24 protein-coding genes and 1 tRNA gene are annotated in these 24,979 nt (G+C 58.9%); 7 read left to right on the forward strand and 18 right to left on the reverse strand.

The genetic code is table 11. The features are described 5' to 3' along the window. Positions 1 to 50 precede the first annotated feature (50 nt). From GAL_RS10215 to GAL_RS10225, 3 genes are read right to left on the reverse strand one after another with little or no spacing between them, the layout of a single operon-like run. Positions 51 to 572, reverse strand: coding sequence for a flavin reductase family protein (locus GAL_RS10215; protein WP_024097507.1), 522 nt, complete (start codon positions 570 to 572; stop codon positions 51 to 53). Beyond that, positions 572 to 1,462: an aldo/keto reductase gene (locus GAL_RS10220; RefSeq protein ID WP_024097508.1), complete on the reverse strand. Its 891-nt coding sequence runs from the start codon at positions 1,460 to 1,462 to the stop codon at positions 572 to 574. Before GAL_RS10220 ends, GAL_RS10215 begins: the two co-directional genes overlap by 1 nt. Further along, positions 1,462 to 2,616 (reverse strand): LLM class flavin-dependent oxidoreductase, encoded by a 1,155-nt coding sequence (locus GAL_RS10225; RefSeq protein WP_024097509.1) that lies wholly within the window; start codon positions 2,614 to 2,616, stop codon positions 1,462 to 1,464. Before GAL_RS10225 ends, GAL_RS10220 begins: the two co-directional genes overlap by 1 nt. A gap of 101 nt (positions 2,617 to 2,717) precedes the next feature. On the opposite strand from GAL_RS10225, the gene GAL_RS10230 reads away from it, so the two are divergent. Together GAL_RS10230 and GAL_RS10235 are read left to right on the forward strand one after the other, a co-directional pair. Further along, positions 2,718 to 3,428 carry a GntR family transcriptional regulator gene (locus tag GAL_RS10230; RefSeq protein ID WP_024097510.1) on the forward strand — a complete coding sequence of 237 codons (711 nt, stop codon included), beginning with the start codon at positions 2,718 to 2,720 and terminating at the stop codon, positions 3,426 to 3,428. An 8-nt stretch (positions 3,429 to 3,436) separates the two neighbouring features. Then, positions 3,437 to 4,543, forward strand: a complete 1,107-nt coding sequence (locus tag GAL_RS10235; protein WP_024097511.1) for a Gfo/Idh/MocA family protein — start codon at positions 3,437 to 3,439, stop codon at positions 4,541 to 4,543. Between the two features lie 21 nt (positions 4,544 to 4,564). Here the strand turns inward: GAL_RS10235 and GAL_RS10240 are convergent, their stop codons facing one another. Then, positions 4,565 to 5,884 carry an ATP-binding protein gene (locus GAL_RS10240; RefSeq protein ID WP_024097512.1) on the reverse strand — a complete coding sequence of 440 codons (1,320 nt, stop codon included), beginning with the start codon at positions 5,882 to 5,884 and terminating at the stop codon, positions 4,565 to 4,567. Positions 5,885 to 5,968: 84 nt separating this feature from the next. Between GAL_RS10240 and GAL_RS10245 the strand changes: the two genes are divergently transcribed. Both GAL_RS10245 and GAL_RS10250 read left to right on the forward strand, forming a co-directional pair. Beyond that, positions 5,969 to 6,883 (forward strand): MBL fold metallo-hydrolase, encoded by a 915-nt coding sequence (locus GAL_RS10245; protein WP_024097513.1) that lies wholly within the window; start codon positions 5,969 to 5,971, stop codon positions 6,881 to 6,883. 87 nt (positions 6,884 to 6,970) lie between these two features. After that, positions 6,971 to 7,045: transfer RNA gene (locus GAL_RS10250), tRNA-Asn, on the forward strand. 175 nt (positions 7,046 to 7,220) lie between these two features. On the opposite strand, the gene GAL_RS10255 is transcribed toward GAL_RS10250, so the two are convergent. The 8 genes from GAL_RS10255 to GAL_RS10290 form a co-directional block, all read right to left on the reverse strand. Continuing rightward, the gene (locus GAL_RS10255; RefSeq protein WP_024097514.1) at positions 7,221 to 8,435 is read right to left on the reverse strand and encodes a tetracycline resistance MFS efflux pump; all 1,215 of its coding nucleotides are present in this window, start codon (positions 8,433 to 8,435) and stop codon (positions 7,221 to 7,223) included. Between the two features lie 167 nt (positions 8,436 to 8,602). Then, positions 8,603 to 10,033: a sensor histidine kinase gene (locus GAL_RS10260; protein WP_024097515.1), complete on the reverse strand. Its 1,431-nt coding sequence runs from the start codon at positions 10,031 to 10,033 to the stop codon at positions 8,603 to 8,605. A 25-nt stretch (positions 10,034 to 10,058) separates the two neighbouring features. Then, positions 10,059 to 10,736 carry a response regulator transcription factor gene (locus GAL_RS10265; RefSeq protein ID WP_024097516.1) on the reverse strand — a complete coding sequence of 226 codons (678 nt, stop codon included), beginning with the start codon at positions 10,734 to 10,736 and terminating at the stop codon, positions 10,059 to 10,061. 151 nt (positions 10,737 to 10,887) lie between these two features. After that, positions 10,888 to 11,256, reverse strand: a complete 369-nt coding sequence (locus GAL_RS10270; protein ID WP_014874423.1) for a glycine zipper domain-containing protein — start codon at positions 11,254 to 11,256, stop codon at positions 10,888 to 10,890. A gap of 186 nt (positions 11,257 to 11,442) precedes the next feature. Continuing rightward, positions 11,443 to 11,913 carry a PepSY domain-containing protein gene (locus tag GAL_RS10275; RefSeq protein ID WP_024097517.1) on the reverse strand — a complete coding sequence of 157 codons (471 nt, stop codon included), beginning with the start codon at positions 11,911 to 11,913 and terminating at the stop codon, positions 11,443 to 11,445. 123 nt (positions 11,914 to 12,036) lie between these two features. After that, complete coding sequence (locus GAL_RS10280) at positions 12,037 to 13,437, reverse strand: TRAP transporter large permease (protein WP_024097518.1); 1,401 nt, start codon at positions 13,435 to 13,437, stop codon at positions 12,037 to 12,039. Between the two features lie 11 nt (positions 13,438 to 13,448). Continuing rightward, entirely contained in the window at positions 13,449 to 14,099 is a 651-nt protein-coding gene (locus GAL_RS10285; protein WP_024097519.1) for a TRAP transporter small permease subunit, read from the reverse strand. Between the two features lie 86 nt (positions 14,100 to 14,185). Further along, complete coding sequence (locus tag GAL_RS10290) at positions 14,186 to 15,202, reverse strand: C4-dicarboxylate TRAP transporter substrate-binding protein (RefSeq protein ID WP_024097520.1); 1,017 nt, start codon at positions 15,200 to 15,202, stop codon at positions 14,186 to 14,188. Between the two features lie 600 nt (positions 15,203 to 15,802). Here GAL_RS10290 and acs point away from each other — a divergent pair. The 3 genes from acs (at position 15,803) to GAL_RS10305 (ending at position 19,157) form a co-directional block, all read left to right on the forward strand. Beyond that, a complete protein-coding gene (gene acs / locus GAL_RS10295; protein WP_024097521.1) occupies positions 15,803 to 17,764 on the forward strand; it encodes an acetate--CoA ligase in 1,962 nt (653 codons plus the stop codon). Positions 17,765 to 17,772: 8 nt separating this feature from the next. Beyond that, on the forward strand, positions 17,773 to 18,456 hold the full coding sequence (locus tag GAL_RS10300; protein ID WP_024097522.1) for an adenylate kinase: 684 nt from the start codon (positions 17,773 to 17,775) through the stop codon (positions 18,454 to 18,456). Positions 18,457 to 18,656: 200 nt separating this feature from the next. After that, positions 18,657 to 19,157, forward strand: coding sequence for a flavin reductase family protein (locus tag GAL_RS10305; protein WP_024097523.1), 501 nt, complete (start codon positions 18,657 to 18,659; stop codon positions 19,155 to 19,157). Between the two features lie 33 nt (positions 19,158 to 19,190). Here the strand turns inward: GAL_RS10305 and GAL_RS10310 are convergent, their stop codons facing one another. The 6 genes from GAL_RS10310 to GAL_RS10335 form a co-directional block, all read right to left on the reverse strand. Next, positions 19,191 to 20,429: a 4Fe-4S dicluster domain-containing protein gene (locus GAL_RS10310; RefSeq protein ID WP_024097524.1), complete on the reverse strand. Its 1,239-nt coding sequence runs from the start codon at positions 20,427 to 20,429 to the stop codon at positions 19,191 to 19,193. Positions 20,430 to 20,717: 288 nt separating this feature from the next. Next, positions 20,718 to 20,936, reverse strand: coding sequence for a DUF6500 family protein (locus GAL_RS10315; protein WP_024097525.1), 219 nt, complete (start codon positions 20,934 to 20,936; stop codon positions 20,718 to 20,720). A 135-nt stretch (positions 20,937 to 21,071) separates the two neighbouring features. Then, entirely contained in the window at positions 21,072 to 22,058 is a 987-nt protein-coding gene (locus GAL_RS10320; protein WP_024097526.1) for an ABC transporter substrate-binding protein, read from the reverse strand. A gap of 120 nt (positions 22,059 to 22,178) precedes the next feature. Next, the gene (locus GAL_RS10325; RefSeq protein WP_024097527.1) at positions 22,179 to 23,024 is read right to left on the reverse strand and encodes an ABC transporter permease; all 846 of its coding nucleotides are present in this window, start codon (positions 23,022 to 23,024) and stop codon (positions 22,179 to 22,181) included. An 85-nt stretch (positions 23,025 to 23,109) separates the two neighbouring features. Beyond that, positions 23,110 to 24,027: an ABC transporter permease gene (locus tag GAL_RS10330; protein ID WP_024097528.1), complete on the reverse strand. Its 918-nt coding sequence runs from the start codon at positions 24,025 to 24,027 to the stop codon at positions 23,110 to 23,112. A 105-nt stretch (positions 24,028 to 24,132) separates the two neighbouring features. After that, positions 24,133 to 24,972 carry an ABC transporter ATP-binding protein gene (locus GAL_RS10335; protein ID WP_024097529.1) on the reverse strand — a complete coding sequence of 280 codons (840 nt, stop codon included), beginning with the start codon at positions 24,970 to 24,972 and terminating at the stop codon, positions 24,133 to 24,135. Positions 24,973 to 24,979: the final 7 nt, after the last annotated feature.

Raw genomic sequence — 24,979 nt, forward strand, 5'->3', positions numbered from 1 at the left:
TCTCCTCCCCTTGTGCCGCCCCGACCTCCCTCGGCGCGGACAACCTACCGCTAGCTTGAGGCGGCGATCTGGCCCATCTGACCCTTGTAGAATGTCAGCGCATCCCCTTCTTCGCGCATGGTTGCGCGGTCCACATGTCCCAGCACGATGGCGTGGTCCCCTCCATCATGGATGGCTGAGCGGGTGCATTCGAAACGCGCCAGACAGTTCTCCAACAGCGGCACACCATCCTCGTTCTGCGAAAGCTGCAAATGGTTCAGCCCAAAAGCATCTTTTGCGACCTGCCAACACAAATCATCCTGATCCGCCGCCAATACATGGATGGCGTAATGGCGGGCTTCCTCAAAATAGGGAAAGCGGCGCGAGTTGCGGTCCGGCGACCACAGCACCAGCGGCGGCGTCAGCGAAACCGAGGTAAAACTGTTGGCGGTGATCGCCACCACGCCCTGCTCGCAGGCTGCCGTCACAATGGTCACGCCCGTCGCGAAGCGACCGAAGGCATCGCGCAGCAGCCGGGTATTGTCAGCCGCCGGGACAAAGCTGTGTTTGCCCTGCCCCGCATGCACAGACATCATGCAACCTCCCGGCCCAATGCCGCCTCATAGAGTTTGAACCAGGTCGGGCGATCCAGCTCGACCTTCAGCGCGTCGGAGGCCTGCTTGATCCGCTCCAGATTATTGGTGCCCAGCACCGGCAGGATTTGCGCCGGATGCCGCAGTAGGAAGGCTATGGCAACCGCGGCGCGGTCCACGCCCTGCGCTGCGGCAATTGCATCCAGCCGTTCGGCCAGTTGGCCACTACCGGTCATTAAGCCTCCGCCACCAAGCGGCGACCAGGCCATCAGCGGATGGCCGTGCCGTTGATGAAACGCCAGGTCCCCATTGGTGAAGGGGTTGATTTCGGACAAAGACAGTTCGATCTGATTGGTCGCCAGCGGCGTCGTCATCGCTGATTGCAGCAACTCCCAATCCCTGGGGCGGAAGTTCGACACCCCCACCGCGCGCAGTTTGCCTGCGGCGACCAGATCATCCAACACTCGACCCGTTTCAACGTGATCCATCAACGGATCCGGGCGGTGGATCAACAGCAGGTCGATGTGGTCAATGCCCATCTCAGACAGCGAGGTTTCCACCGACCGGGTGATATGCGCCGCGGATGTGTCATAGTGTTTGACCTTCGCATCCGCATAGCGCCCCACGGGCGCAACGATATCGCATTTGGTCACGATCTCCATCTGATCCAGCAGTGCCGGATTGGCCTTCAGCGCCTGTCCCAAAATCCCCTCAGCCGTGTACCCGCCATAGATATCCGCCTGATCAAAGGTGGTGATGCCCTGCGCCAGACAGGCCTCGATCTTGGCCTCAACATGAGCGGTCGATGTATCGCTGTCATCGCCCAGACGCCACATGCCATAGACCAGACGGCTGAAATCCAGCCCTTCTGCGATCTTGATACGTTCCATCAACGACGTTCTCCATTCCCTAAGGGTGTTGCCGGGGTCGATTGCGGCACCCGGCCATATTCATGCGGCAGTGAGCAGGTTTTCAGATGTGGCATCACCCGCGCCCCGAAATGCCGCGCTTCCTCCAGATGCGGGTAGCCGGACAAGACAAAGGCGCGAATGCCCATTTTCTGATAGGCTTCCAGCTTGGACATCACCTGATCCGTCGACCCAACCAGAGCCGCACCGCAACCAGACCGCGCACGTCCCACTCCTGTCCAGAGGTTTGGCTCGATAAACCCGAATTCATCGGCGATATCGCGATTCTTCGCCTGATGTGCGACACCCAGAGAGGTGGCATCCAGCGCGCGATCCCGGATGGCCTTGCCCTGCGCATCATCCAGTTTTGAGACGATATGATCAGCATATTCATAGGCCTCAGCCTCGGTGTCGCGCACGATGACATGCACCCGCAGCCCATAGTCCAACGTGCGCCCGTAACGCTCCGCAACACTGTGAACAGCCTGCATCCGACCGGCCAGATCTTCCATCTTTTCCGGCCACATCAGATAAACGTCGCAGTGTTCACCGCAAAGCTCCAGCGCCGACGGAGAGTACCCTCCGAAATACAACAGTGGCCCGCCAGTCTGATAGGGTTTTGCGGGGTCCGTGGTCAGCCCCTCGAACTGATAGACCTCGCCCTTGTGGTTGATGTCATCCCGGGTCCAGGCTTGTTTCAGGATCTCCACCACCTCGCGCGATCTCTGATATCGGAACGCGCTGTCCGCTTTCTCGCCTGGAAAATCAGAGGAGATGATATTCACCGTCAACCGCCCCTCCAGCATGTGGTCCAGTGTCGCCAGGGTGCGTGCCAGCATGATCGGCTGCATCTCACCGCAGCGTACCGCTGCCAGCATATTGATCCTGTCGGTAATCGGAGCGCAGCCCGCCACAAAACTGAGGGTATCCTGTCCCACCTGATAAGACGATGGACAGAGGATGTTGCGAAACCCCTGTGCCTCGGCCTCTTTCACGATATCGGAGCAATGCGCCCAGGACGATCGCAGCCCCCCATCCGGCACGCCAAGAAACTGGTAGTCATCGGAGCAGAGCGCAGCAAACCAAGACACTTCCACCGCATCAAGATCTGCAGATGTTACCGGAACAACGCTCATCACCCTCGCCCTCGCTCTTTGCAACTTAACTCTTGCATAGCTCGCGCCTTGATGTAGATCAATGGTGTATCAATTTTTTCCGCATCGTGACGATTGGCCTCATGCCCACCCCTCGCACCTCAGGCACTGCACTGCCCCTTTACCTCCAGATCAGCGAGGCGCTGACCCGTGAGATTGCGGCTGGGAGGCTCGCGGATGGGGAGCGACTGGCACCAGAACGCCAGTTGGCGCAAACCTATGGAACGACCGTAAGAACTCTGCGCAAATCGCTGTCAGAACTGGAAAAACAAGGAATGCTGGAGCGGATTCAGGGATCTGGAAACTATGTTCGCACAGCCCAAACCACCCCCAGCGTCTATTCCATGTTTCGCCTGGAACTGCCGACAGGTGGCGGACTGCCAACTGCGGATATTCTGTCAGTCACGGAATGCGACAAACCCACGGACCTGCCGACCTTCGGCAGCAGCATGCGCGGCACCCGCATCCGCAGACTGCGCTATCTGGACAGCACGATCATCGCCGTTGAGGAGATCTGGCTGGATGCCGCAGCGGGTCATGTGGATCCCGCGCAACTGTCTGATTCCCTTTACCGCTATTACCGCCTGCAGCTGGGGTTCTGGATCAGTCGCGCCGAGGATCGGGTCTCGCTTGGGACAGTCCCCGACTGGGCGCCGGCGCAGTTTACCAAGCCCCCCGGCACCACGGTTGGGTACATTGAGCGGCTCAGCTGGGCGCAGGATCTGGCCCCGGTTGAGTTTTCACGCACATGGTTTGACACGGAAAGGGCGCTCTACGTACAGCGTCTCACTTAGGAGGAAACATGTCCGGACCCACCACCTATGGAATCATCGGCTGCGGCATGATGGGGCAGGAACATCTTCGCAATATTGCCCTGCTGGACAACACGGCAGTTGGCGCGATCTATGAACCGAACGCCGCCATGCGGGAGATTTCGGCTGAACTGGCGCCAGAGGCCGTGTTCATGGACAGCCTTGAAGCGCTGCTCAACCATCCAGACCTTGATTGCCTGCTGATTGCCAGCCCCAACTTCCGCCACCTGGAACAGCTGGAAGCGCTGGCCGAACGCCGCCCCCTACCGGTATTGGTGGAAAAACCACTGTTCACCAACCTCGCCGATCTTGGGCGGCTGGACGCCTTTGCCACGCGTTATAAGGCGCCGGTCTGGGTGGCGATGGAGTATCGCTACATGCCGCCAATTGCCGCCTTCCTGCGTGATGTCGAAGCAGCCACCGGCGGAATTAAAATGCTAAGCATCCGCGAACATCGGTTCCCATTTCTGGAAAAGGTTGATGACTGGAACCGCTTCGACGCCAAATCCGGCGGCACCTTTGTTGAGAAATGCTGCCATTTCTTCGATCTGATGCGGTTGGCCCTGGGATCAGAGCCAGTCCGAGTGATAGCCAGCGGGGGGCAGGACGTGAACCATCTGGATGAACGCTACAGCGATGGCACCCCCGATATTCTCGACAATGGTTATGTGATTGTGGACTTTAGCTGTGGCGCGCGCGCCATGCTGGAACTCTGCATGTTTGCCGAAGGGGCGGAGTACCAGGAGGAGGTCGCAGCCATTGGCCCACGTGGCAAGATCGAAGCCTTCGTACCCGGCCCGGGCCGGTTCTGGCCCGCCCATCTGGGCGCGCCGCCGCTGCCGAAGCTGGTGACCTCGCCACGCAGCCCCAAAGGTCCCGAAACACAAAAAATCCCGGTTGATCCCACGCTTCTTGAGGCCGGAGATCACAATGGATCCACCTTCTATCAGCATCAGAAGTTTCTTCAGTTGGTGCGCAGGGAACGCAGCTCTGCCGAGGTCAGCCTTCATGACGGGAGAATGGCAGTTCTGATGGGAATCGCGGCACAGATCTCCATCAATGAGCGACGCAGCGTAGAGATATCAGAGCTGATCTGAGCGCGCACCGGTGACAGTGTATTACAGGCCGATCACGATGTCGGCCTGTAACCCTCCCAAGGCAGCACTTTGCTCCAACCGCAGCGTGCCTCCGTGGGCGCGGGCAATATCCGTCACGATAGCAAGGCCAAGACCTACGCCACTGCCCAGATCCTGATTGCGCGCCGGATCCAGCCGGGTGAAGGGACGCGTCGCCTCAGTGCGGTCCGCCTCAGCAATACCGGGGCCATCATCCTCAACCCGGATACGCAGAAATTTCTCGGTCATGGCCACGGATACCCGCGCCCGCGTACCGTAGCGTACTGCGTTGGAGATCAGGTTCTGGACCGCGCGCCGTATCGCAGACCCGCGCAGCATCACCTTGCCCTTGCCGCTCATCTCACCCAGCATCACATCCTTACCCTGACGGCGCCAGCCATCCACAAGTAGCGTGATCATCACATAGGGATCGACCTCCTCAGGCTCACTGGTCGAAACCCCACGCGAAAAATCAAGGAACGCGTCTAAGAGCGCCTGCATCTCATCCACATCCTGCCGCAGTGGCTCGGCCTCCTCATCGTCCAGCATCGAAAGGCCCAGCTTCATCCTTGTGAGCGGTGTGCGCAAGTCATGGCTCACCCCCGAGAGCATCAAAGTCCGCTGCTCCATCTGCCGTTCAATCCGCGCGCGCATGTCCAGAAATGCGCTGCCAGCCGCCCGCACCTCATTCGCGCCGCGCGGCGAGTATGGCTCCGTCCGCCCCCGTCCAAAGGCCTGCGCCGCATCAGCGAGCTGTTTGATAGGGCGCAGCTGATTGCGCATGTAGACAAAAGCGATGATCGTCATCAGAAAACCAAAGGCAATCACTGTCACGATCAGCTGGTGCGGTGCCGCCGCGGTCACCCGGCGACGATCAAACACCAACGCCATCGGACCGTGATCACTCGCAAGGACCAACTGGACCCGACGGGTGTTGGGGAACTGGGCCGAAATGAACTGCGGCGCTGTGGCCTGCAACGTATTACGCACCACCCGCCCGGAAAACTCCAGCAGCCCCATCTGATCCAACGGCACCGGCTCCTCCGGTTCCAGAAACCGGATCTGCATCTGCAGCGGCTGCAACAAAGGCTCTGCCAGCAACAACGCCTCCTGCTGACTGGCAGCCGGTGCCATGGTCTGCTCCAGCAGTCGCAATTCCCGCAGCATTGTCAGCGTCATCTGGACCGTCAGATCCTCAAGATCGCGTTTGATGAACACAACCGAAACCACCAATTGCAGCGTCACGATCGGCACCAGCAGAATAAGCGCCGCCCGCCCGTAGAGGCTGCGCGGCATATAGTGTTTGAGCCATTGAAAGAACATGCGTTACACCTACCCCGCGACCCCGCTGCTGAAAAGCAAAACGCGCATACCTTGCGCCCCGTTTGTCACCAAGGATCAGACCCGATGCAGGCACCCGATGACTTCAATCCCCCCGCCGGGATCGCCGAAACGCTAGAACCAGGGCTGCGCCGGATCCTGGCCCCGAACCCGTCGCCGATGACCTATCGAGGGACCAATACCTATCTGATCGGCACGGCGGATGTTGCGGTGATTGATCCCGGTCCGGCGAGTGAGGCACATCTGCAGGCAGTTCTCGCAGCCCTGGGGCCGGGTCAGCGTATCAGTCACATTCTGGTCAGTCATAGCCATCTGGACCACTCCCCTCTTGCCCGCCCGCTGGCAGAGGCAACCGGCGCACCGGTTTATGCCTTTGGCGACTCCACGGCCGGACGCAGCGCAGTGATGACATCGCTCGCCGAAGCCGGGCTGGCCGGTGGTGGCGAGGGCATTGATATTGGTTTCGCGCCGGACATCTCTTTGCGGGATGGCGAAACCATAACCGGACCCGACTGGCAGCTGGAGGTGATCCATACCCCTGGCCATCTCGGCAACCATGTCGCGTTTGCGTGGCGGGATGCTTGTTTCACCGCCGATCACGTGATGGGCTGGGCCAGCTCTCTGGTCTCGCCTCCTGATGGTGATCTGACCGATTTCATGGCCTCCTGCCAGCGACTGGCCGCCCGCGACTGGCGGGTGTTTTACCCCGGCCATGGGGCCCCGGTGACAGCCCCCGCCGCCCGCCTCGCGTGGCTGATTGAGCATCGCACTGGGCGAGAAGCCGCAATCCTTGCCGAACTCACTGCCGGTCCCGCCACCGTCACCGAGCTGACAGCGCGGATATACACCGAAACTCCGCCCTCCCTGCTTGTTGCGGCTGAACGCAATGTCTTTGCACACCTTGTTGATCTTGCGGGAAAATCCCGGGTTGCAACGGATGGCCCGCTGTCCTTCGGTGCGCGTTTCAGAACTCTGCGCTGACCTTGCCGAAGCCAGGTAATTTTTTTCCAAAAACCGCAAAACGGCTCTGGACGCCACCAGATCGCACCGCTATACGGCACAGACCGTTCCGGCGTAGCTCAGCGGTAGAGCAGTTGACTGTTAATCAATTGGTCGTAGGTTCGATCCCTACCGCCGGAGCCAAAAAATTCAAGGGGTTAGAGGGATTTCTCTCTAACCCCTTTTCTTTTGCCAAATGGCGCTGCGTACTTTTTGACGCGGACATCAGCGCGCCCATACATATTGCAAGCCACAATCTTTGGCCCGCTGATTGCATCACCATGTGCCAAAAAACACCTCAGCCTCAGGCCGAGGATGCTCAGTTTGACGACCGGCTATCATGATCCCTAAGACGCAAAACCAACGGTGCCAATGCCAGAACCAGCACTGCCGCGACCAAGAATGGCGCGCCCGGAAGGTACCATTCGGCTTCACCGACAAATCGTTCGAAGACCCCCGTCAGCACGAGCGGCGCCACAACGGCTGCGACGGATGACAGCGACGCAATCACCCCCTGCACCACCCCTTGCTGGTCTTCACCTACCCGGTTGGCGGCAAAGGCGGTGATCAGCGGTGGCGCCATATCAGACAGGGCCGCAATCGGCAGAAAGACCACCACAACCCAGATTGCGCTGGCGAAACCGAAGCCGACCATAGCGATCACCGCCGCCACCATCGCGATGATCAGGGTTTTAAAATCTCCCAGACGTTTGGTCATCTGCGGCAGGATTCCAGCCTGCACCGCTGCGATCAGGACGCCATAGGCAGACAGCGTCACCCCAATGGTAAACCCATCCCAGCCAAACACCTCACGGCCCCAGAAAGACCAGAGCGTCGGGTAGACCAGATTGGCGAACTCAAAGACGAAGATGCAGATCAATGGGATCGCCAACCCCGGAATAACAAAGGCGCGGATCAGCGTACCAAAGGGGTTGAGATCGCGTTTGCCAAACGGGCGACGGTTTTCAGGTTTCAGGGACTCCGGCAGGATAACAATCCCAAACACCACGTTGAGAGCGGAGAGACCGGCCGCAATCCAGAACGGCGCGCTGATATGCAGGCCCGATGCCAGCCCTCCAAGCGCTGGTCCCAGCACAAACCCAATGCCAAACGCCGCGCCGATCATGCCAAACGCCGCGCTGCGTTCTGTTGGCTTGGCAATGTCGGAAATATAGGCGGTTGCCGTAATATAGGTCGCGCCTGCCATCCCCGCGATGACGCGCCCGACCAGCAGCATCCAGTAGGTCTGCGCCAGCGCCATGATCACATAGTCGATAGTGAGCGTCACAAGTGCAAGGATCAGGACCGGCCTGCGCCCATAGGAATCCGACAGGCTGCCCACAATCGGGCCAAACAGAAACATCGCGGCAGCATAGGCTGACATCATGATACCGCTCCACAAGGCGCCTTCTGCGGTGCTTTGCGCGCCAACCCGCAGCATCAGGTCTGGCATGATCGGGAACACGATGCCAACGCCGATGGCATCGATCATCAAAGTGGCCAGAATAAACAGGAAAGGGCCGGTTAACTTCATATGGGCAGTCTTTATCAATCAGGATTGGTGCGGGCAGCGCCCCTTGGCGCGTTGGTAGCAATGCAAGGCAAGCACCGATAACGCTATTTGCATCGTCCGGTTCGTTTTTTCCGCAATGATACAAAAACACCCCTGCCGAGACGCAAGGCACCGAACCTCCTTCCCCTTCAAGGCTGAGGAAACCGCACCGCAATGCGTAATCCGCGTGCCCCCTGGCCGGATGTCAGCTCCAGTTCAGCCTCGTGGAGTTCAGCGATGGCTTTCACCATCGCCAACCCCAAACCCGCCCCGGCGGTGTTGCGGCTGCGGTCGAGTCGATAGAGCGGGTCCAGCACGCGCCCGCGCTCAGCCTCCGGAATGCCGGGGCCATCGTCCGTCACCGCCAGCCGACTGCCGGACAGATCAATGGCAACCCTCGCCCCCTCCCCTGCGTGGCGAATGGCGTTTTCGATCAGATTGGCCAGCAACTGCATGATAAGGCTACGGTCGGCCTGGATAGTGGCGGCGTCGGTAATCCGACAGGACAGGCTTTGTCCTGCGTCCTGTGCCACCGCCTCATAGATCTCATGCACCTGCTCGACCACCACGCCCAGATCTAATTCCGCAAATCCATCGCGCCGTCCCTGGCTCTGCATTCGGGCAATCCGCTGGATCGCGCCAAAGATGGCTATGATATCATCCATCTGCGCAATTGCCGCCTCCCGGTGCGCAGTCTGGTCCACAGCCTCATCGGCCTGATCCAGATGCAGCCTCAGACGGGTCAGTGGTGTGCGCAGATCATGGGCAATATTGGCCGAGAAATCAGACATCTGCCGAATGGAAGCCTGCAGACGCTCCGTCGCGCCATCAATACGCGCGGCCAGCTCATCAATGTCGTCGCGGATCACCTTTGGTGCCAGTCGCAGGTCCAGCTCACCATCCGCGATACGGTCAAACCCGGCGCCGATCCGATTCAACCGGCGCTGTGCCCGGATGCCAAAGATCAACCCAATAATAAGCGCAGGCAGCGACAGGATGACCACAAAAATCAGGATTACACTGGTCAGATCCGACCCAAAGGCACTGACGCCCGGTGCATAAACGACAAGGCGGCCATCCAGCACCGCGCCGCTGTATATCCGCCAGCCCAGATCCGCCTCACTCTCAAACGCCACATCAAATCCAAGCTGCCCCGCAGCAGCCTCCTCAGCTTCTGGTCCGCTGTCGGTGGCCTGTTCCTCCTCATCCTCGTCGATCAGATCGAAGATCCGGTCGAGCGTCTCAAGCGCCTTGGGTTGAAACAGAGCTTCGGCCTCAAGGATATCAAAACCCTGGCTGTCGAAGGCACCACGCAATACCGGCCCCAGCACTTTGCCATCAGCCCGCAGCACCGCATATCCGACACCACTGTCCGAAAATACTTCGGCGGTCACGACTTCTTCGGGAAACTGCCCCTCCCGCGTCAGTCGGTCGCTGATACGCTGATATTCTTCGCGCAGCGCCTCTTCGGTCTCGGCACGGAATTCTTCGGTGATGACGTCATCCAGAAGCAGCCCGCCAAGCGTCAACAGAACCAAAAAGGCCAGCGACAAGGCAATCGCCTGACGTAGCGCGCTCATCCGAAAAAGGCGCCTGATAAAAGATCTAATCAATGAACATATACCCCGACCCGCGCACGGTTTTGATGAATTCCAGCCCGAACGGTTTTTCGATCTTGTTACGCAGGCGGCTCATATGGGTTTCCACAACACTGGTGGACGGGTCGAAATTGATATCCCAGACCCGCTCCAACAGCATCGCCCGAGTCTGAATCCGTCCCTTGGAGCGCATCAGGACCTCTAGCAGGCGAAATTCCTTGGGGTTCAGCAACACAGTTGTTCCATTGCAGGCGCAGGTCTGACTGAGCAGATCCAGATCAAGCCCGCGATGCGAGAGCCGGGTCGCTGTCTCCGCGGCCTCGCCCCGACCACGACGACAAAGGGCGGTGATCCGGGCTAGAAGCTCGGTCATGGCAAAGGGCTTGCTGAGATAGTCATCCGCGCCAGCCTCTAGCCCCTCGACCCGATCCTCCACAGCACCAAGGGCCGTGAGCAGGATCAGGGGCGTGGTAATCCGCGCCGAGCGCAATGTCTTCAACGCTGACAGCCCGTCCAGATCCGGCGTCATCCGATCGAAAACCAACACATCGTAGTCCCGCGTCGTCGCTGTCAACAGCGCCTCACGACCGTTTTCAATCCAATCAACCACATGGCCTGCAGCCGTGAGGCCCTTGACCGTCCAGGTCCCGATTTCGGGATCATCTTCCAGCAAGAGTATTCGCATCAAGCCACCGCCAGTTTCGGGAGAGCGACCAGAGGGCCGCCGAAACGACCTCCTGGTGCTGAAGTCGGGTCATGCCCGATTTTGACTGATCGCATCCGACCATATGCCCCCCGGCGCCGCAAGCCATACCGGAGCAGCCCGGGACTTGGCGTCATGCCAGAACGCGATGTCCACGTCCCTGCATGCAGCGGATCAGAATGGTGCGCCGCTGTTCATCCCGCTCGCTCTGTCCCTCAAGGGCGCCGACGCCACCGCCAAGAACCGCGCCCACCAGCGCATCATCCGCGCGGTCGCCATCCTTGCTGTCCACGGCACCGATAATACCGCCAATCACCGCACCCGTGACAGCACCGGATTGCAGCGTCTTCTCCGTATGCCCTTCCGCCAAGGCCCGGCATGCCCCCAGATCTGCCTCATATCCCACCTGTTTGGGGCCGTCTGTCAGGAGCGGCTCATCAAAGCTGTTGCTACACGCAGCAACAGTCACAAGCATCGCACAACCTGCAAAAATCATCTTCATCGTCGTCTCTCTCCATCATCGGATTGCCGCACCTCTGAGTGCCTCGGGTATTGGGCAAGTCACTGAGACCGCATCCATCGCGGTCTGAAATCGCATGTCTTATTAAGTCGCTTCTGCCGTCCGGTCGCACCGTCTATCGGGCGCCAAATCTTGCAGCCCGGACAGCAGCTATTTCAGAGCGGTGGCTTAGCCCTTGTCATCCTGCGCAGCGCAGTGGCCGTCGTCGTCGTCATCGTCGTGACGGTCACTGCTGAACAATTCACCATCAATCAAGGCTGCGAATTCCATCACGTCTTCGATGTCTTCTTCGATCAACTGCTGCATCAATTCCGGGGTCGCCGCAGTCTGACGCGCGGTGCTGAGAACAGCCCCATCGTCGGCGCTGATAGTGACTTCCGTCAGGCTGGTGGGCGCGGCGATAGTGGCCTGATAGACCGGCTTGCTGTTAAACTCTTCCATGCTGAGCTCGATCACACGCCCTTTTGCCTGTTCCTTGGCAATAGACATGGCCTGCTCAACGCCGATGGGGGCGTTCAGCATCTGCTCATAGGTCAGATCCGGTTCAAAAATCGTCTCGGCGCGCGCTGTCTGTGCTGCAAAGCCAAAGGCGATCAGCGTAGCCGTCATGACGATACCGGTGGTGGTATTGGTAACCATGGGATGTCCTCTCTTGGTAGGACCGGGGCGATCACTGCGCCCCGGTTGATGAGAGGAACTTGGTGGTTCAGACTTACATGGTCTCTTCCGCTGCCTTACAAATTTGTAAGATAGGTAAAAACGTCAGGCGAGGCTGGGCAGCCACAGCACAATTGACGGGAAGGCCACCAGCAGCGCGATGGTGATCCCATCCGCGATGAAAAACGGCGTCACGCCTTTGAACACATCCTGCACCGTCAGGTCATCGCGCACCCCCGCCACAACAAAACAGTTAAGGCCAATGGGTGGTGTGATCAGACAGAATTCGGCCATTTTGACCACCAGAATACCAAACCAGATCGCGCACATCGGACCCGACATGCCAAAGGTGCTCTCCGCCGCTGAAACATATTCGCCACCGTTGAGCGCCATCACAGCCGGGTAGACCACCGGCAGAGTGAGCAGCAGCATGCCGATGGCATCCATGAACATGCCAAGAACGGCATAGGCCAACAGGATGCAGATCAGGATCAGCATGGGAGAGAGCGTCAGCGAAGTGATCCAGTCGGAAAACGCCGCAGGCAGCTCAGCAAAGCCAAGGAAGCGCACGTAAATCAGCACCCCCCAGATAATGGTGAAGATCATCACCGACAGTTTTGCCGTCTCCAACAGCGCGTCTTTCAGCTCTGCCCACCGCATGCCGCGATAAAGCGCCATCAGAAACACCACAAAGGCCCCGATTGCGCCTCCTTCGGTTGGCGTGCCCCAGGCATCGCCACCAAAGGGATTATAGACAAACAGGATAATGGTCGCGACGACGAAAAGGATCGGCAGCGCAGGCGGCAGGCAAACCAGCCGCTCGCGCCAGGTGAAACCGGTGACCGCAGGGCCGAACCCCTTGATGGTCATCGCCATCCCGATGATCAGCAAACCGTAAACCACCGCTGAGAAGGCACCGGGGATAAAGCCTGCAAGCAGCAGTTTGCCCACGTCCTGCTCAACAATGATCGCATAAATCACCAGAATGGCCGAGGGTGGAATAAGCGAGGCCAACGTGCCCCCTGCCGCAACCACACCCGCCGCAAAGCGTTTGTCATAGCCGATTTTCAGCATCTCCGGGATGGCGATACGCGCAAACACGGCGGAGGTCGCAACCGACGCGCCGGAGACAGCGGCAAAGCCTGCGGTGGCAAAAACGGTAGACACCGCCAGCCCCCCCGGCACCCATGCCAACCAGCGTTTTGCAGCTTCAAACAGCGCCCTGGTGAGGCCCGCGTAATAGGCAAGATAACCGATCAGGATAAAGGTCGGGATAAGGCTGAGCGCCTGACTGGAGACCTTGGAATGCGGGACCTGCCCGGCGGTCTTCACGGCGATTGTCAGCGCCTTGGTAAAACGCTCGGGATCATAGCCAAACTTGGCCCAGAAAATCCACACAAGGCCAACCAGACCGGCAAGACCCGCAGCAAAGGCGACCCGCATCCCCAATAGTACCGTCGCCAGAAGAAAGCCGCTAACCCAGAGGCCGATTTCGATAGGTTCCATTGCCTGCCCCCTTAGTCGCGGTCGCTGACGGAGGTTGACACTCCGCCCAGATGTTCAGCTTCGGCCGCGGCCTGTTCTGCGGCGCTTTGCACCAATGGCACTGCAGCGGGGCGTGCCAGCCCCAGGATCAGCGCCCGGCCGTAGCCCCAAACCTGCAGCAGCAGACGCAGGCACAGCACTGCAAACGCCACCGGCGCCAGCAATTTGGCAGGCCAGATCGGCAAGCCGATATCGATTGAACTGTCGCGGCTCCACAGGGGGGCCGCGAAATCAAAGGAGCGCAGAAAGTGCGACCAACTGCCCCAAAGCAACGCCAGCATGAGCGCAAGGATCAGCAGGACAGAAATAAGTTCAAACAGCCAAAGGGCCCGCCCGCGCAGGGAAGAGATCACCAGATCCATCCGGATATGGCTGCCATCCCGCTGCACAAAAGAAATACCCATGAAAGCAATCAGTGGCATCACCTGCTCGATCCAGTCGACATATCCGGGCAAGGGAGCGTTGAACGCGTTGCGCCCGCCAACCGAGACCACCGCCAGCACCATCAGTGAAAACACTGCAAGGCCACTGATCAACGCCATCACGCGTTCCAACCGCAGCAGTTGCCTATCCCATCTGCTGATCAGGCTGCCATCTTCCAGCACCGCCGCACTGCCCGCCATGCCCTGCTCCCGTTATTTCTACTTCGCATTCACGCAAGAAAGGGCCGGCGCAGAACTGCCCGGCCCCCTTTGCAACTATATAAAGATCAGCTGCCTGACCGCTGATCGCTCAGGGTTTTTTGCACCAGATCATAAAGCTCCTGTGCAGGCAGGCCTTGCGCGCTCATGTCTGCAATCCACTGTTCGCGGATCGGGTCGGCAGCCACTTTGCGGAACTCTGCCAGCTGGTCTTCCGAAATGGTGACCTTTTCGACGCCTTTCTCAGCCAGCACACTGTCCCATTTCTCAAGCAAGGCACCGTAGTTGGCGAGATAATGAGCAATCGCCTCGTCAACAGAACTGTCAAGCGCCTCGCGCTCAGCATCGCTCAGCGCCTCATAGGCATCGGTGTTCACAACAACCGGGCAGTTCACGGTGCCGGGGTTGAGGTTCTCAGTCCACCAGTCAGCCTTGTTGATGGTGCCAAAGCTCAGATGCGCATGCTGGGCGAAGGCGACGGTGTCAACCACGCCGGATTCCATCGCATTATACGCCTCAGTCGCGGTCACCGAGGTTGGCACGGCCCCAACGGCGGAGAAGGCCTTGCCGATGCCGCCCGTGGCGCGCACCCGCATATCCTTGAACTCGCCCAGCTCATCACGGGCCTCACCCGTGCCGACGATATTGTACTGCGGCATGGGCGAGGTCATCAGCAGCTTTGCGTTCCAGCGCGCCAGATCTTTTTGCACCGCGGGATGTGCATAAACCGCATGGCTGACCGCCACCTCTTCCTCAAGGTTCGCAACACCCAGGAATGGCAATTCCAGCACGGTGATTGTCGGGTTCTTGTCCCGGTGATACCCGGCGCAAAACTGCGCCATCTCAAAGGCGCCGATGGAGATCCCGTCGAGATTCTCCTTATTCTTCGACAGGCCACCATAGCTGATGTTCATGGTGAATTCACCGCCGGTCTTCTCTGAGACCAGCTCCGCCAGTTTTTCAACATGTTCGGTAAAGGCGCGCCGTTTCCCCCAGACGGAGACATTCCATTCGGTGGCGGCCGCACTGCCTGCAATGGACAGGCCCGCAATCGCCGCAGTTGCGGCGGTCAGATAAGTGTTCATGAGTTCCTCCCAGTTTGTACTCTTGCCCCGTTACCCCTTGCCAGCCTCTCAATCGCCTGAGCGCTGGCCTGACCACAATCGTCAGATTGAGGCCCGTTATAGGTGCAAAGTGACGAGCATCTGGCACCACGCTAGCGCCAAGCCACGGCGCTGCCAACCCCACACGACCGCCGTGTGGCATGGGCACAAAACCTGCTCACATGATGGGTGTATGGATACTTCTTGACTGCCATGAACGCTCAAACAACGGTCTGACGCCCGACCGCCTGTCACAGTTTGCCGCAGGCGATGGGGCCAGTCGCCACAGGCTGATAGCGCCAGCACTGCGCTGCGCCCGGAATAGCAGCCCCGAAACCCAGGCCAATATTTTACAGCTAACGTCATGATAAATATTATATTACTTCCACACCAACCCATGTGATTTACAGTTGTGCCACCTATGGGGAAATACCTTTACAGGTAAACCCTTATTCCACGGACACTTATTTCCTTATTTTCAAGCTTGGGTATTATCGCTGCGGAGGACGGAAAAAGTTTGACACATCCCGCCGTGCGCTGTGGTGTGCCATTCCGAGAACAGACTGGAGGGAGGGACACAAGATGACCCAGGAGAGCGACAGCAAAGCCTATGCGCCGTCGGAGGAGACGGTAGCACGCGCCCATGTCAACGCCGCACAATATGACGAAATGTACACCGCTTCAATGCAGGATCCAGAAGGGTTCTGGCGTCAGCAGGCGGAGCGGATCGACTGGATCAAACCCTTTACTCAAGTGAAGGACGTGGACTTCACGCTCGGCAATGTCTCAATCAACTGGTACACAGATGGCACGCTGAATGTAGCCGCCAACTGCATCGACCGCCACCTTGACACCCGCGGCAATCAGACCGCAATCATCTGGGAGCCCGACAGCCCGGATGAGGCTGCGCAGCACATCTCTTACAAGCAACTCCACACCCGCGTCTGCCGTATGGCCAATGTGTTGGAAACCATGGGCGTGCGCAAAGGGGACCGGGTGGTGATCTATCTGCCGATGATCCCCGAAGCCGCCTATGCCATGCTGGCCTGCGCCCGGATCGGCGCAATTCACTCCATTGTCTTTGCGGGTTTCTCCCCCGATGCGCTTGCCGCGCGGATCAATGGCTGCGATGCCAAGGTCCTCATCACCGCAGATGAGGCCCCTCGTGGTGGCCGCAAGACACCGCTGAAATCCAACGCCGACGCCGCGCTCCTGCACACCAAGGACACTGTGAAATGTTTGGTGGTGAAACGCACCGGCGGCCAGACGACCTGGGTGGACGGGCGCGACCACGACTACAACGAGATGGCGTTGGAGGCGAATGACTACTCCAAACCCGCAGAGATGAACGCAGAAGATCCGCTGTTCATCCTCTATACCTCCGGCTCCACCGGTCAGCCCAAGGGCGTTGTCCATACCACCGGCGGCTACCTGACCTATGCGGCAATGACACATGAGGTCACCTTTGATTACCATGACGGTGATATCTACTGGTGCACGGCAGATGTCGGCTGGGTGACCGGTCATAGCTATATCGTCTATGGGCCGCTGGCCAATGGTGCCACCACGCTGATGTTTGAAGGCGTGCCAACCTACCCCGATGCGAGCCGGTTCTGGCAGGTCTGCGACAAGCATAAGGTGACGCAGTTCTACACCGCCCCTACTGCGCTGCGCGCCTTGATGGGTCAGGGTAATGAATGGGTCGAAAAATGCGACCTGTCTTCCCTGCGCACCCTTGGCACCGTGGGCGAGCCGATCAATCCCGAGGCTTGGACCTGGTACAATGATGTCATCGGCAAAGGGAAATGCCCGATTGTCGACACTTGGTGGCAGACCGAAACCGGTGGTCACCTGATGACACCCCTGCCCGGTGCCCATGCGACAAAACCCGGTGCGGCGATGAAGCCCTTCTTCGGTGTGGCCCCTGTTGTGCTTGACCCCCAATCAGGCGAAGAGATTGCGGGCAATGGTGTTGAGGGCGTTCTCTGCATCAAGGACAGCTGGCCCGGCCAGATGCGCACCGTCTGGGGCGACCATGAGCGGTTCGAGAAAACCTATTTCTCCGACTACAAGGGCTACTACTTCACCGGCGATGGCTGCCGTCGTGACGCCGATGGCGACTATTGGATCACCGGTCGCGTTGATGATGTGATCAATGTCTCGGGTCACCGGATGGGCACCGCCGAGGTCGAAAGCGCCCTTGTGGCCCACGCCGCCGTGGCCGAAGCCGCTGTGGTCGGATACCCGCATGACATCAAAGGTCAGGGCATTTATTGCTATGTCACCCTGATGAACGACCGCGAACCGTCGGACGAATTGCTAAAGGAGTTGCGCACCTGGGTCCGCACCGAGATTGGCCCGATTGCCTCCCCCGATGTGATCCAATGGGCGCCGGGCCTGCCGAAAACCCGTTCCGGCAAGATCATGCGCCGCATTCTGCGCAAGATTGCGGAGAATGATTTTGGCAGCCTTGGCGACACCTCAACCCTCGCCGATCCGTCGGTGGTGGATGATCTCATCTCAAATCGGGCCAACAAAGGATGACTGCTGACATGGAGACTGCCGTACTCACCCGCCCCGCTGTCTTGATCCTGCTCGGCCCTCCTGGCGCGGGTAAAGGGACGCAAGCGCGCAAACTGGAACAAGGGTTCGGCCTGGTGCAACTGTCGACCGGCGACCTATTGCGGGCGGCCGTAGCTGCTGGCACCCCTGCAGGTCTTGCAGCGAAGGCAGTGATGGAGGCCGGGGAGCTGGTCAGCGATGAGATTGTCATCGACATCCTGCGCGACCGGCTGGCCGAACCAGACTGCGCCAAGGGAGTGATCCTCGACGGGTTCCCCCGCACCACGGTGCAGGCCGAGGCGCTGGACCGGCTGCTGGCGGAATCGGGTCAGCGGATCAATGCCGCCGTCAGCCTTGAGGTGGATGACGCCGCGATGGTGGCCCGCGTGGCCGGGCGCTACACCTGTGGCGGTTGCGGTGAAGGCTATCATGACCAGTTCAAACAGCCACGCGTGGCTGGCACCTGCGATGCGTGTGGCAGCACAGATATGACGCGTCGTGCTGATGACAATGCCGAGACGGTCACCAGTCGGCTGGCCGCCTATCATGCGCAGACGGCCCCGCTGATCAGCTACTATGACAGCAAGGGCGTGTTGAATCGAATCGATGCCATGGGCGAAATCAACCAGATTGCCACCGCGCTGACTGCCGTGGTCAAATCAGCAACCGCCTAAGCGACATACTGAACACCCGAGCCGTCAAGGCGCCACCACAGCGCCCGGCCAGCAACCTATTGAACAGGCCCGCATAAAAATGTGGGCCTGTTTTCAATCCGCTCTGGCTTTTGTCGATGCACGTGCCACATTGGAAGCGGGTAGACATGGGCACCTTCCCATGGCACCCAGCACAGACCTGAAGTGAAAGCGCGCGCGATATGTCCGAAACCAGCTTTATTCCCGGCCCCGACAGCCTGCGGGCCTATCGCGATGCTCTGGGATGCTTCGGCACCGGTGTCACTGTTGTGACCACCCGCACAGACCGGGGTCCGTTGGCGATCACAGCCAACAGTTTCACATCTGTCTCCATGGATCCGCCGCTGTTGCTATGGTGTCCCGCACGGCAGTCCAAGCGTCACGATCCCTTTGTCGCGACCTCCCATTTTGCCATTCATGTGATGGCAGAGGATCAGTTGGACATGGCAATGCATTTTGCCCGCAACGGTGAAGATTTCTCCTGCGTGCCGGAGAACCAGAACGACAATGGTGTGCCCGTGCTGCCCAATGTCATTGCCCGTTTCGATTGCCGCAAGCACGCCTGCCACGATGGCGGTGATCACAGCATCCTGGTGGGGGCTGTTCTGCGCACCACCAGCCGCCCCGGCAAGGGTCTGATTTTCAAACGAGGTCAATATGGTGGGTTTCTGGAACAGGGCTAGCCGCGTGACCTATAATAACGGCCCGATCGCGCCCTAGGACAACTTATCCGCCCGATCAGCTCCAAAGAATGCCAAAATGCGCGCCAGATCCGGCCATGGCCCGCGCCGAAGGTCTGAAATCTGTCGCAGTGTTGGCCGTGTCGCTGGTGCCCGGTCTGTAACTTCCGCCGCCTCTCCTGCCCTACTGCCGGTGCCGCCATTTGGCCAATCATCTGGCCCGTGTTGGTCTTCATCATCCCGGAGAGGATGGTTTTCCGGCGCAGGCGCAATTAGGGGGCCACCCGTTGTCTGCAGGCATTGTTCCTGCACCGGGTCGGCGGCAACAGCATCTGCAGCATTGGGGCCGGACACCCCATCCGACCAGAAAAAATCCTGATGTGTCAGCGATACTGGCATCCGGTTCCGTGACAGCTCCAGCCGTGGCACAAGCCGGATCGCGTTTTGGCGACACACCGACACACATAACCCGCATTGCATGCAATCAGCCTCGAGGAAGTCCAGCCCGCCGCCATTCTCCGCCCCGATCAGTGCATTGGTCGGACACACCCAGGTGCAGGCCTGACAAAAGGTGCAATCACCCGTCAGCTCAATCCCGCCGTAGGGCGCATCCTGCGGCAAGGCGATCACATTCATCTCTGCAGACAGGGTCACGCTTGCAAATAACTGCAAAGCCTCGCGCCGACGGGTTGGTTTGGCCCGGTTCTCATTGTCTATATAGCGGTGTTCCAGGACCGGAAGCTGTGAAATACCTTCGGTTAGCAATTGTTCCAGATGCTCCACAGACTGAAACAGGACAACACGGTCTTCCAGTCCAAGGCAAGCCGCCAGCTCCATCTCACGCAGCTGAGCGAGACGCGCATTCTCTTCTGATGCAGCTTCCAGAAGAACCCAGTCGAAACCGTCGGAGATCGCGTGCAACAAATCCGCATGACCTGCGCGCTCCAGCCCCCGAGTCGACGCTGCAGTGACATCCATGCTGCTCAGCGACACTCGATCTTTCAACCATGCCAATCCAGTCTCGCGCCCCGCATCATACATCACCAGCACTTGATCAGCGCCCCGCATGGACCCGGTGCCCGTGCAAGGCTGCCCCCTGCGCTGCGCCGCCGCCTCACAAAGGTCGGCCAGTGGCCAACGGACGTGGCTCTCCGGATTATAACGCCGGTAGGAGGATCCAGGATGCGACACCCGGACCGTAGTTTTGCGCTCAGCCATATCCTGCAGATCGGGCTGAGAGCGCAGACACAGTTGGACATTTTCCCAGACAGTCATGGTCTCTCCCTTCGGATTGAGAACCAAACCACGGCCAAAACGCTCCATCGTTTGATGAGACGAGGCTACCACGGAATGCCCAGCAGTAACGAGTAATCGAAAATAAGACTCAACTTTTAACTGTCATTTATTCCTAAACACCCACATGCCCGGCGCATACAGTCGAGATCTCTTCAACAAAAGAGAGTGTTTTGCCCGGTCAGACCGCGCCCCGCCGAGTACTCGCCAAACGGCCCTGCATTCAGGACATCAGGCCAAATAACGATGCACACGCGATCGCTGTCCCAGTCAAAGACCGGCTTTCACCATGTCCCTAATCTTTACGGCCTTTTCGAAATGATCCAACTGATGTCGTTTGATCCACCAATCTGCCGCCTCCATCAGCCGCACCGGATCGTCATTCCGATTGGCAAAAAACGCATAAAAAGACAGCCCCACATTTTCTCCCTTTTTGGCTATCTTCTCGTCGCAAACCGTGACGATCTTCCGCCGCAAACTGTCTCTCATCTTACTAACCCATTAAATTTCTGACAATTTCAGTGTCATCAATACGTAAAAAATCAGCACGTTAAACGCATATCTCACGGCAAATAAAAATCCCGCCCGCAGAGGCGGACGGGATGAATTCCACATACGCGAAGCTTAGTTCAGCGCAGCGTCAGTAATCACATGCGTCCAGGCGCCCTCAGGCTCTTTGGTGATCACAGGGCTTGAACCGCCATTCAGAAGCGTCTTCACCGTGCGCTGATAGTCCGCCTCATCCAGCGCACCATTGCTGCCAGCCGTGAGCTTGGCCACCTCAGACATCATCCGCTTCTGGTGCTCCTCGGTCTGGGCGCCGGAAGCATCATTGTCCAGGACAATCTCCGCCGCGTTATCCGGATTTTCCTCGGCCCATTTCCAGCCCTTCATCGAGGCGCGCACGAAACGCTGCATCTTGTCGACAAAGGCCGGATCATTCAGGTTTTCTTCCAGCACATAAAGACCATCTTCAAGCGTTGCCACGCCCTGATCCTCATATTTGAAGGTAATCAGTTCATCCGGGGCCACGCCCGCATCAATCACCTGCCAATATTCATTGTAGGTCATGGTCGAAATGCAATCCGCCTGACGCTGCAACAGCGGGTCGACATTGAAGCCCTGCTTCAGAACCTCGACACCTTTTTCGCCTTTCCCTTCAGTCGAAATACCCAGCTGGCTCATCCAGCTCATGAAAGGGAATTCATTGCCGAAAAACCAGACGCCAAGGGTTCGGTTGGCCAGATCTTCAGGCGCAGCAATACCGGTATCTTTCCAACAGGTCAGCATCATGCCGGAACTCTTGTACGGCTGGGCGATATTGACCAGCGGCAGACCTTTCTCCCGCGCAGCCAACGCCGCAGGCATCCATTCGACGGTTACATCGGCACCACCGCCGGCAATCACCTGGGTCGGCGCAATATCCGGACCACCAGGCAGAATGGTGACATCCAGATCCTCGGCCTCATAGAACCCCTGATCCAACGCGACATAATAGCCTGCAAACTGGGCCTGTGTGACCCATTTCAGCTGCAACTTCACCTCATCGGCGGCTTGCGCCACCGACGCAGCCCCCAGCGCCATGGCGGCGGCGGTCAGCAGTGTTTTCATCTGTCTTCTCCCTGTTGTTATATCTGGTTGTAGTCCTGAATTCTGCGCGAGTTACCCCGCTGTCTCCAAAGGTTTTCTTCCAGTTGGCGCCAACGTCCAAACCGCAGGTCGCATAGCTGCCTATCCCCGTTGCGACGGGTGCCAGAAGGTGAGCGTTTTCTCAATCAGCGCCATCATGCCATAAAATGCCGACCCGGCCAGTGCTGCCACAAGAATCTCGGCCCAGACCATATCCAGTGCCAGCTGCCCAACCGAGGTCGAGATCCGAAACCCCATGCCCACGGTTGGTGAACCGAAAAACTCCGCCACGATGGCCCCAACCAGCGCCAGCGTTGTGGAGATCTTCAGCCCGTTAAAGATAAACGGCAGGGCAGCCGGCAGGCGCAGCTTGAAGAAGCTTTGCCAATAACTGGCCGCATAGGTCTGCATCAGATCGCGTTGCATCGCTGAGGTTTCGCGCAGCCCCGCCACCGTATTCACAAGGACCGGGAAGAACACCATCACCACAACAACCGCCGCTTTGGACTGCCAGTCAAATCCGAACCACATCACGAGAATAGGGGCTGTGCCGACAATGGGCAGCGCGGCAACAAAATTCCCTACTGGCAACAGCCCACGACGTAGGAAACCGCTGCGATCCACCGCAATTGCCATCAGCAACGCAGCACCGCAGCCCATGACATAGCCGGACAGCGCGCCCTTCAGGATTGTCTGCTGAAAGTCCTGCCACAGAACCGGCACGCTTGTGGCAAAGCGCGCAGCGATGACGCTGGGGGCTGGCAGGATTACCAGCGAGACCTCAAGCCCGCGCACCAGCAACTCCCAGACAATCAGCAGGGTTACACCAAAGATGGCCGGAACCAGTAGCTTCACTGCAGAGGTATTTGATGCCGGACTATTGGCCAGTCGGCCATTCAGCCACCAACCGCCACACCAAACAAGCAGTGCCATAGATACCATCACCATTGGCCACGCCTTCCGTTCTTCTGGGCCGGAATATCCCGGCTGAGCCGCAAAACGGCAAAGGCAGCGTCCTCAATCCGACCAATACTCATGCCTGCACCCCCATCCGTTTCAGAACCAGCCGCTCAATCACGCCCAGCAGGGCAACCAATGCGGCGGCCAGAATTGCAGCGGCAAACAGCGCTGACCAGATCTGTACGGTCTGCCCATAGTAGCTGCCTGCCAGAAGCCTTGCGCCCAGCCCCGCGACGGCACCGGTCGGCAACTCCCCGACGATGGCCCCCACCAGCGAAGCTGCGATACCAATTTTCAAAGAGGCAAACAGATAGGGCATCGATGCCGGCAGGCGCAGCTTCCAGAACCCCTGCCCCAGGCTCGCATTATAGGTCTTCAGCAAATCCAGCTGCATCTGATCAGGGCTGCGCAGCCCCTTGACCATACCAACAACAACCGGAAAGAAACTGAGATAGGCCGAAATCACCGCCTTCGGCAGGATCCCCTGCACGCCGATGGAGTACAAAACCACGATGATCATCGGGGCCAGAGCGATAATCGGAATGGTCTGGCTGACAATCGCCCAGGGCATCACCGACATATCCATAACTCGGCTATGCACGATGCCAACCGCGAGCAAAATGCCAAGCCCGGTGCCAATAACAAACCCGAGCAATGTCGCAGAAAGCGTCACCTGCCCGTGGTAGATCAGGCTCCGCTTGGAGGTGAGCTTCTTCTCCACCGTCGTCTCCCACAACTCCGCTGCGACCTGATGCGGCGCTGGCAGTCGGGGCCGGTCCTGTGACCAGACATCACCTATGGCAAAGGAGTTGGCCGCCGCCAAACCAAACGAACCCATGTCCCGACGGTCGCGGGCGGTGGCTGGAACCACCTCTGCACCCCCACGCTCCGCGGCATCCAGGACCCCCTTGATGTTCATCGGAACGCAGGCCGCATACCAGATCACGGCAATTGCCGCGAGGACGCTTAAGACAGCAAGCGCTGTTTTCATGATCCTGCCCCTTTCCACACGATCACATGCGACGCCAATTTTCTCTGAAGAAAACTCACCGGAAAATTCGAATTTTCCGGTGGCGTATCTCTGCCGCTTCGCCGATCAGTCATCCGCATGCCCCGCGCGCAGACCGTCACGGACGCGATGCGCGATCTCGATAAACTCAGCGCTGTCGCGAATGTCCAAAGGCCGTTCTTTCGGCAGCGGGCTGTCGATCACATCGTGAATGCGCCCCGGACGCGGTGACATCACTACGATCTTCGTGGACAGGTAAACCGCCTCCGGAATGGAGTGTGTGACAAAACCGATGGTCTTATTGGTCCGCGCCCACAACTTCAGCAACTGTTCATTCAGGTGATCCCGGACAATCTCATCCAGCGCCCCAAAGGGCTCATCCATCAACAGGATATCCGCATCAAACGCCAATGCCCGCGCAATGCTGGCCCGCTGCTGCATTCCCCCCGACAGCTGCCAGGGGTATTTTCCACCAAACCCCGCCAGTTCCACCAGCTCCAGCACCTGCTCGACCCGCGCGGCCTGCTCAGCCTTGGAATAGCCCATGATTTCAAGCGGCAGTTTGATGTTCTTGGCGATCGTCCGCCAGGGATATAGCCCGGCAGCCTGAAACACATAGCCGTAGGCGCGTTGCCTGCGGGCCTCATCCGGCGTCATTCCATTGACCGTCAGCGCGCCGCCAGTGGGTTGTTCCAACGCCGCGATGCAGCGCAAGAACGTGGTCTTGCCACACCCAGACGGGCCGATGAAGGAGACAAAATCGCCTTTGTTGATCTCTAGGCTCACGTCCTTCAGCGCATGCACCGGGCCGTCACTGGTCTGAAAGGTCAGGTCCAGATTGCGCGCCTCGATAACCGGCGCCTGCGGGGTGATATCGGAAGCGGCGGCCTGGGAATTGAGCGCCTGGGTGGTCGTTTCCATATTCATCTATTCG

The sequence above is a fragment of the Phaeobacter gallaeciensis DSM 26640 genome (assembly GCF_000511385.1).
GTDB classification, from domain to species: Bacteria; Pseudomonadota; Alphaproteobacteria; order Rhodobacterales; family Rhodobacteraceae; genus Phaeobacter; species Phaeobacter gallaeciensis.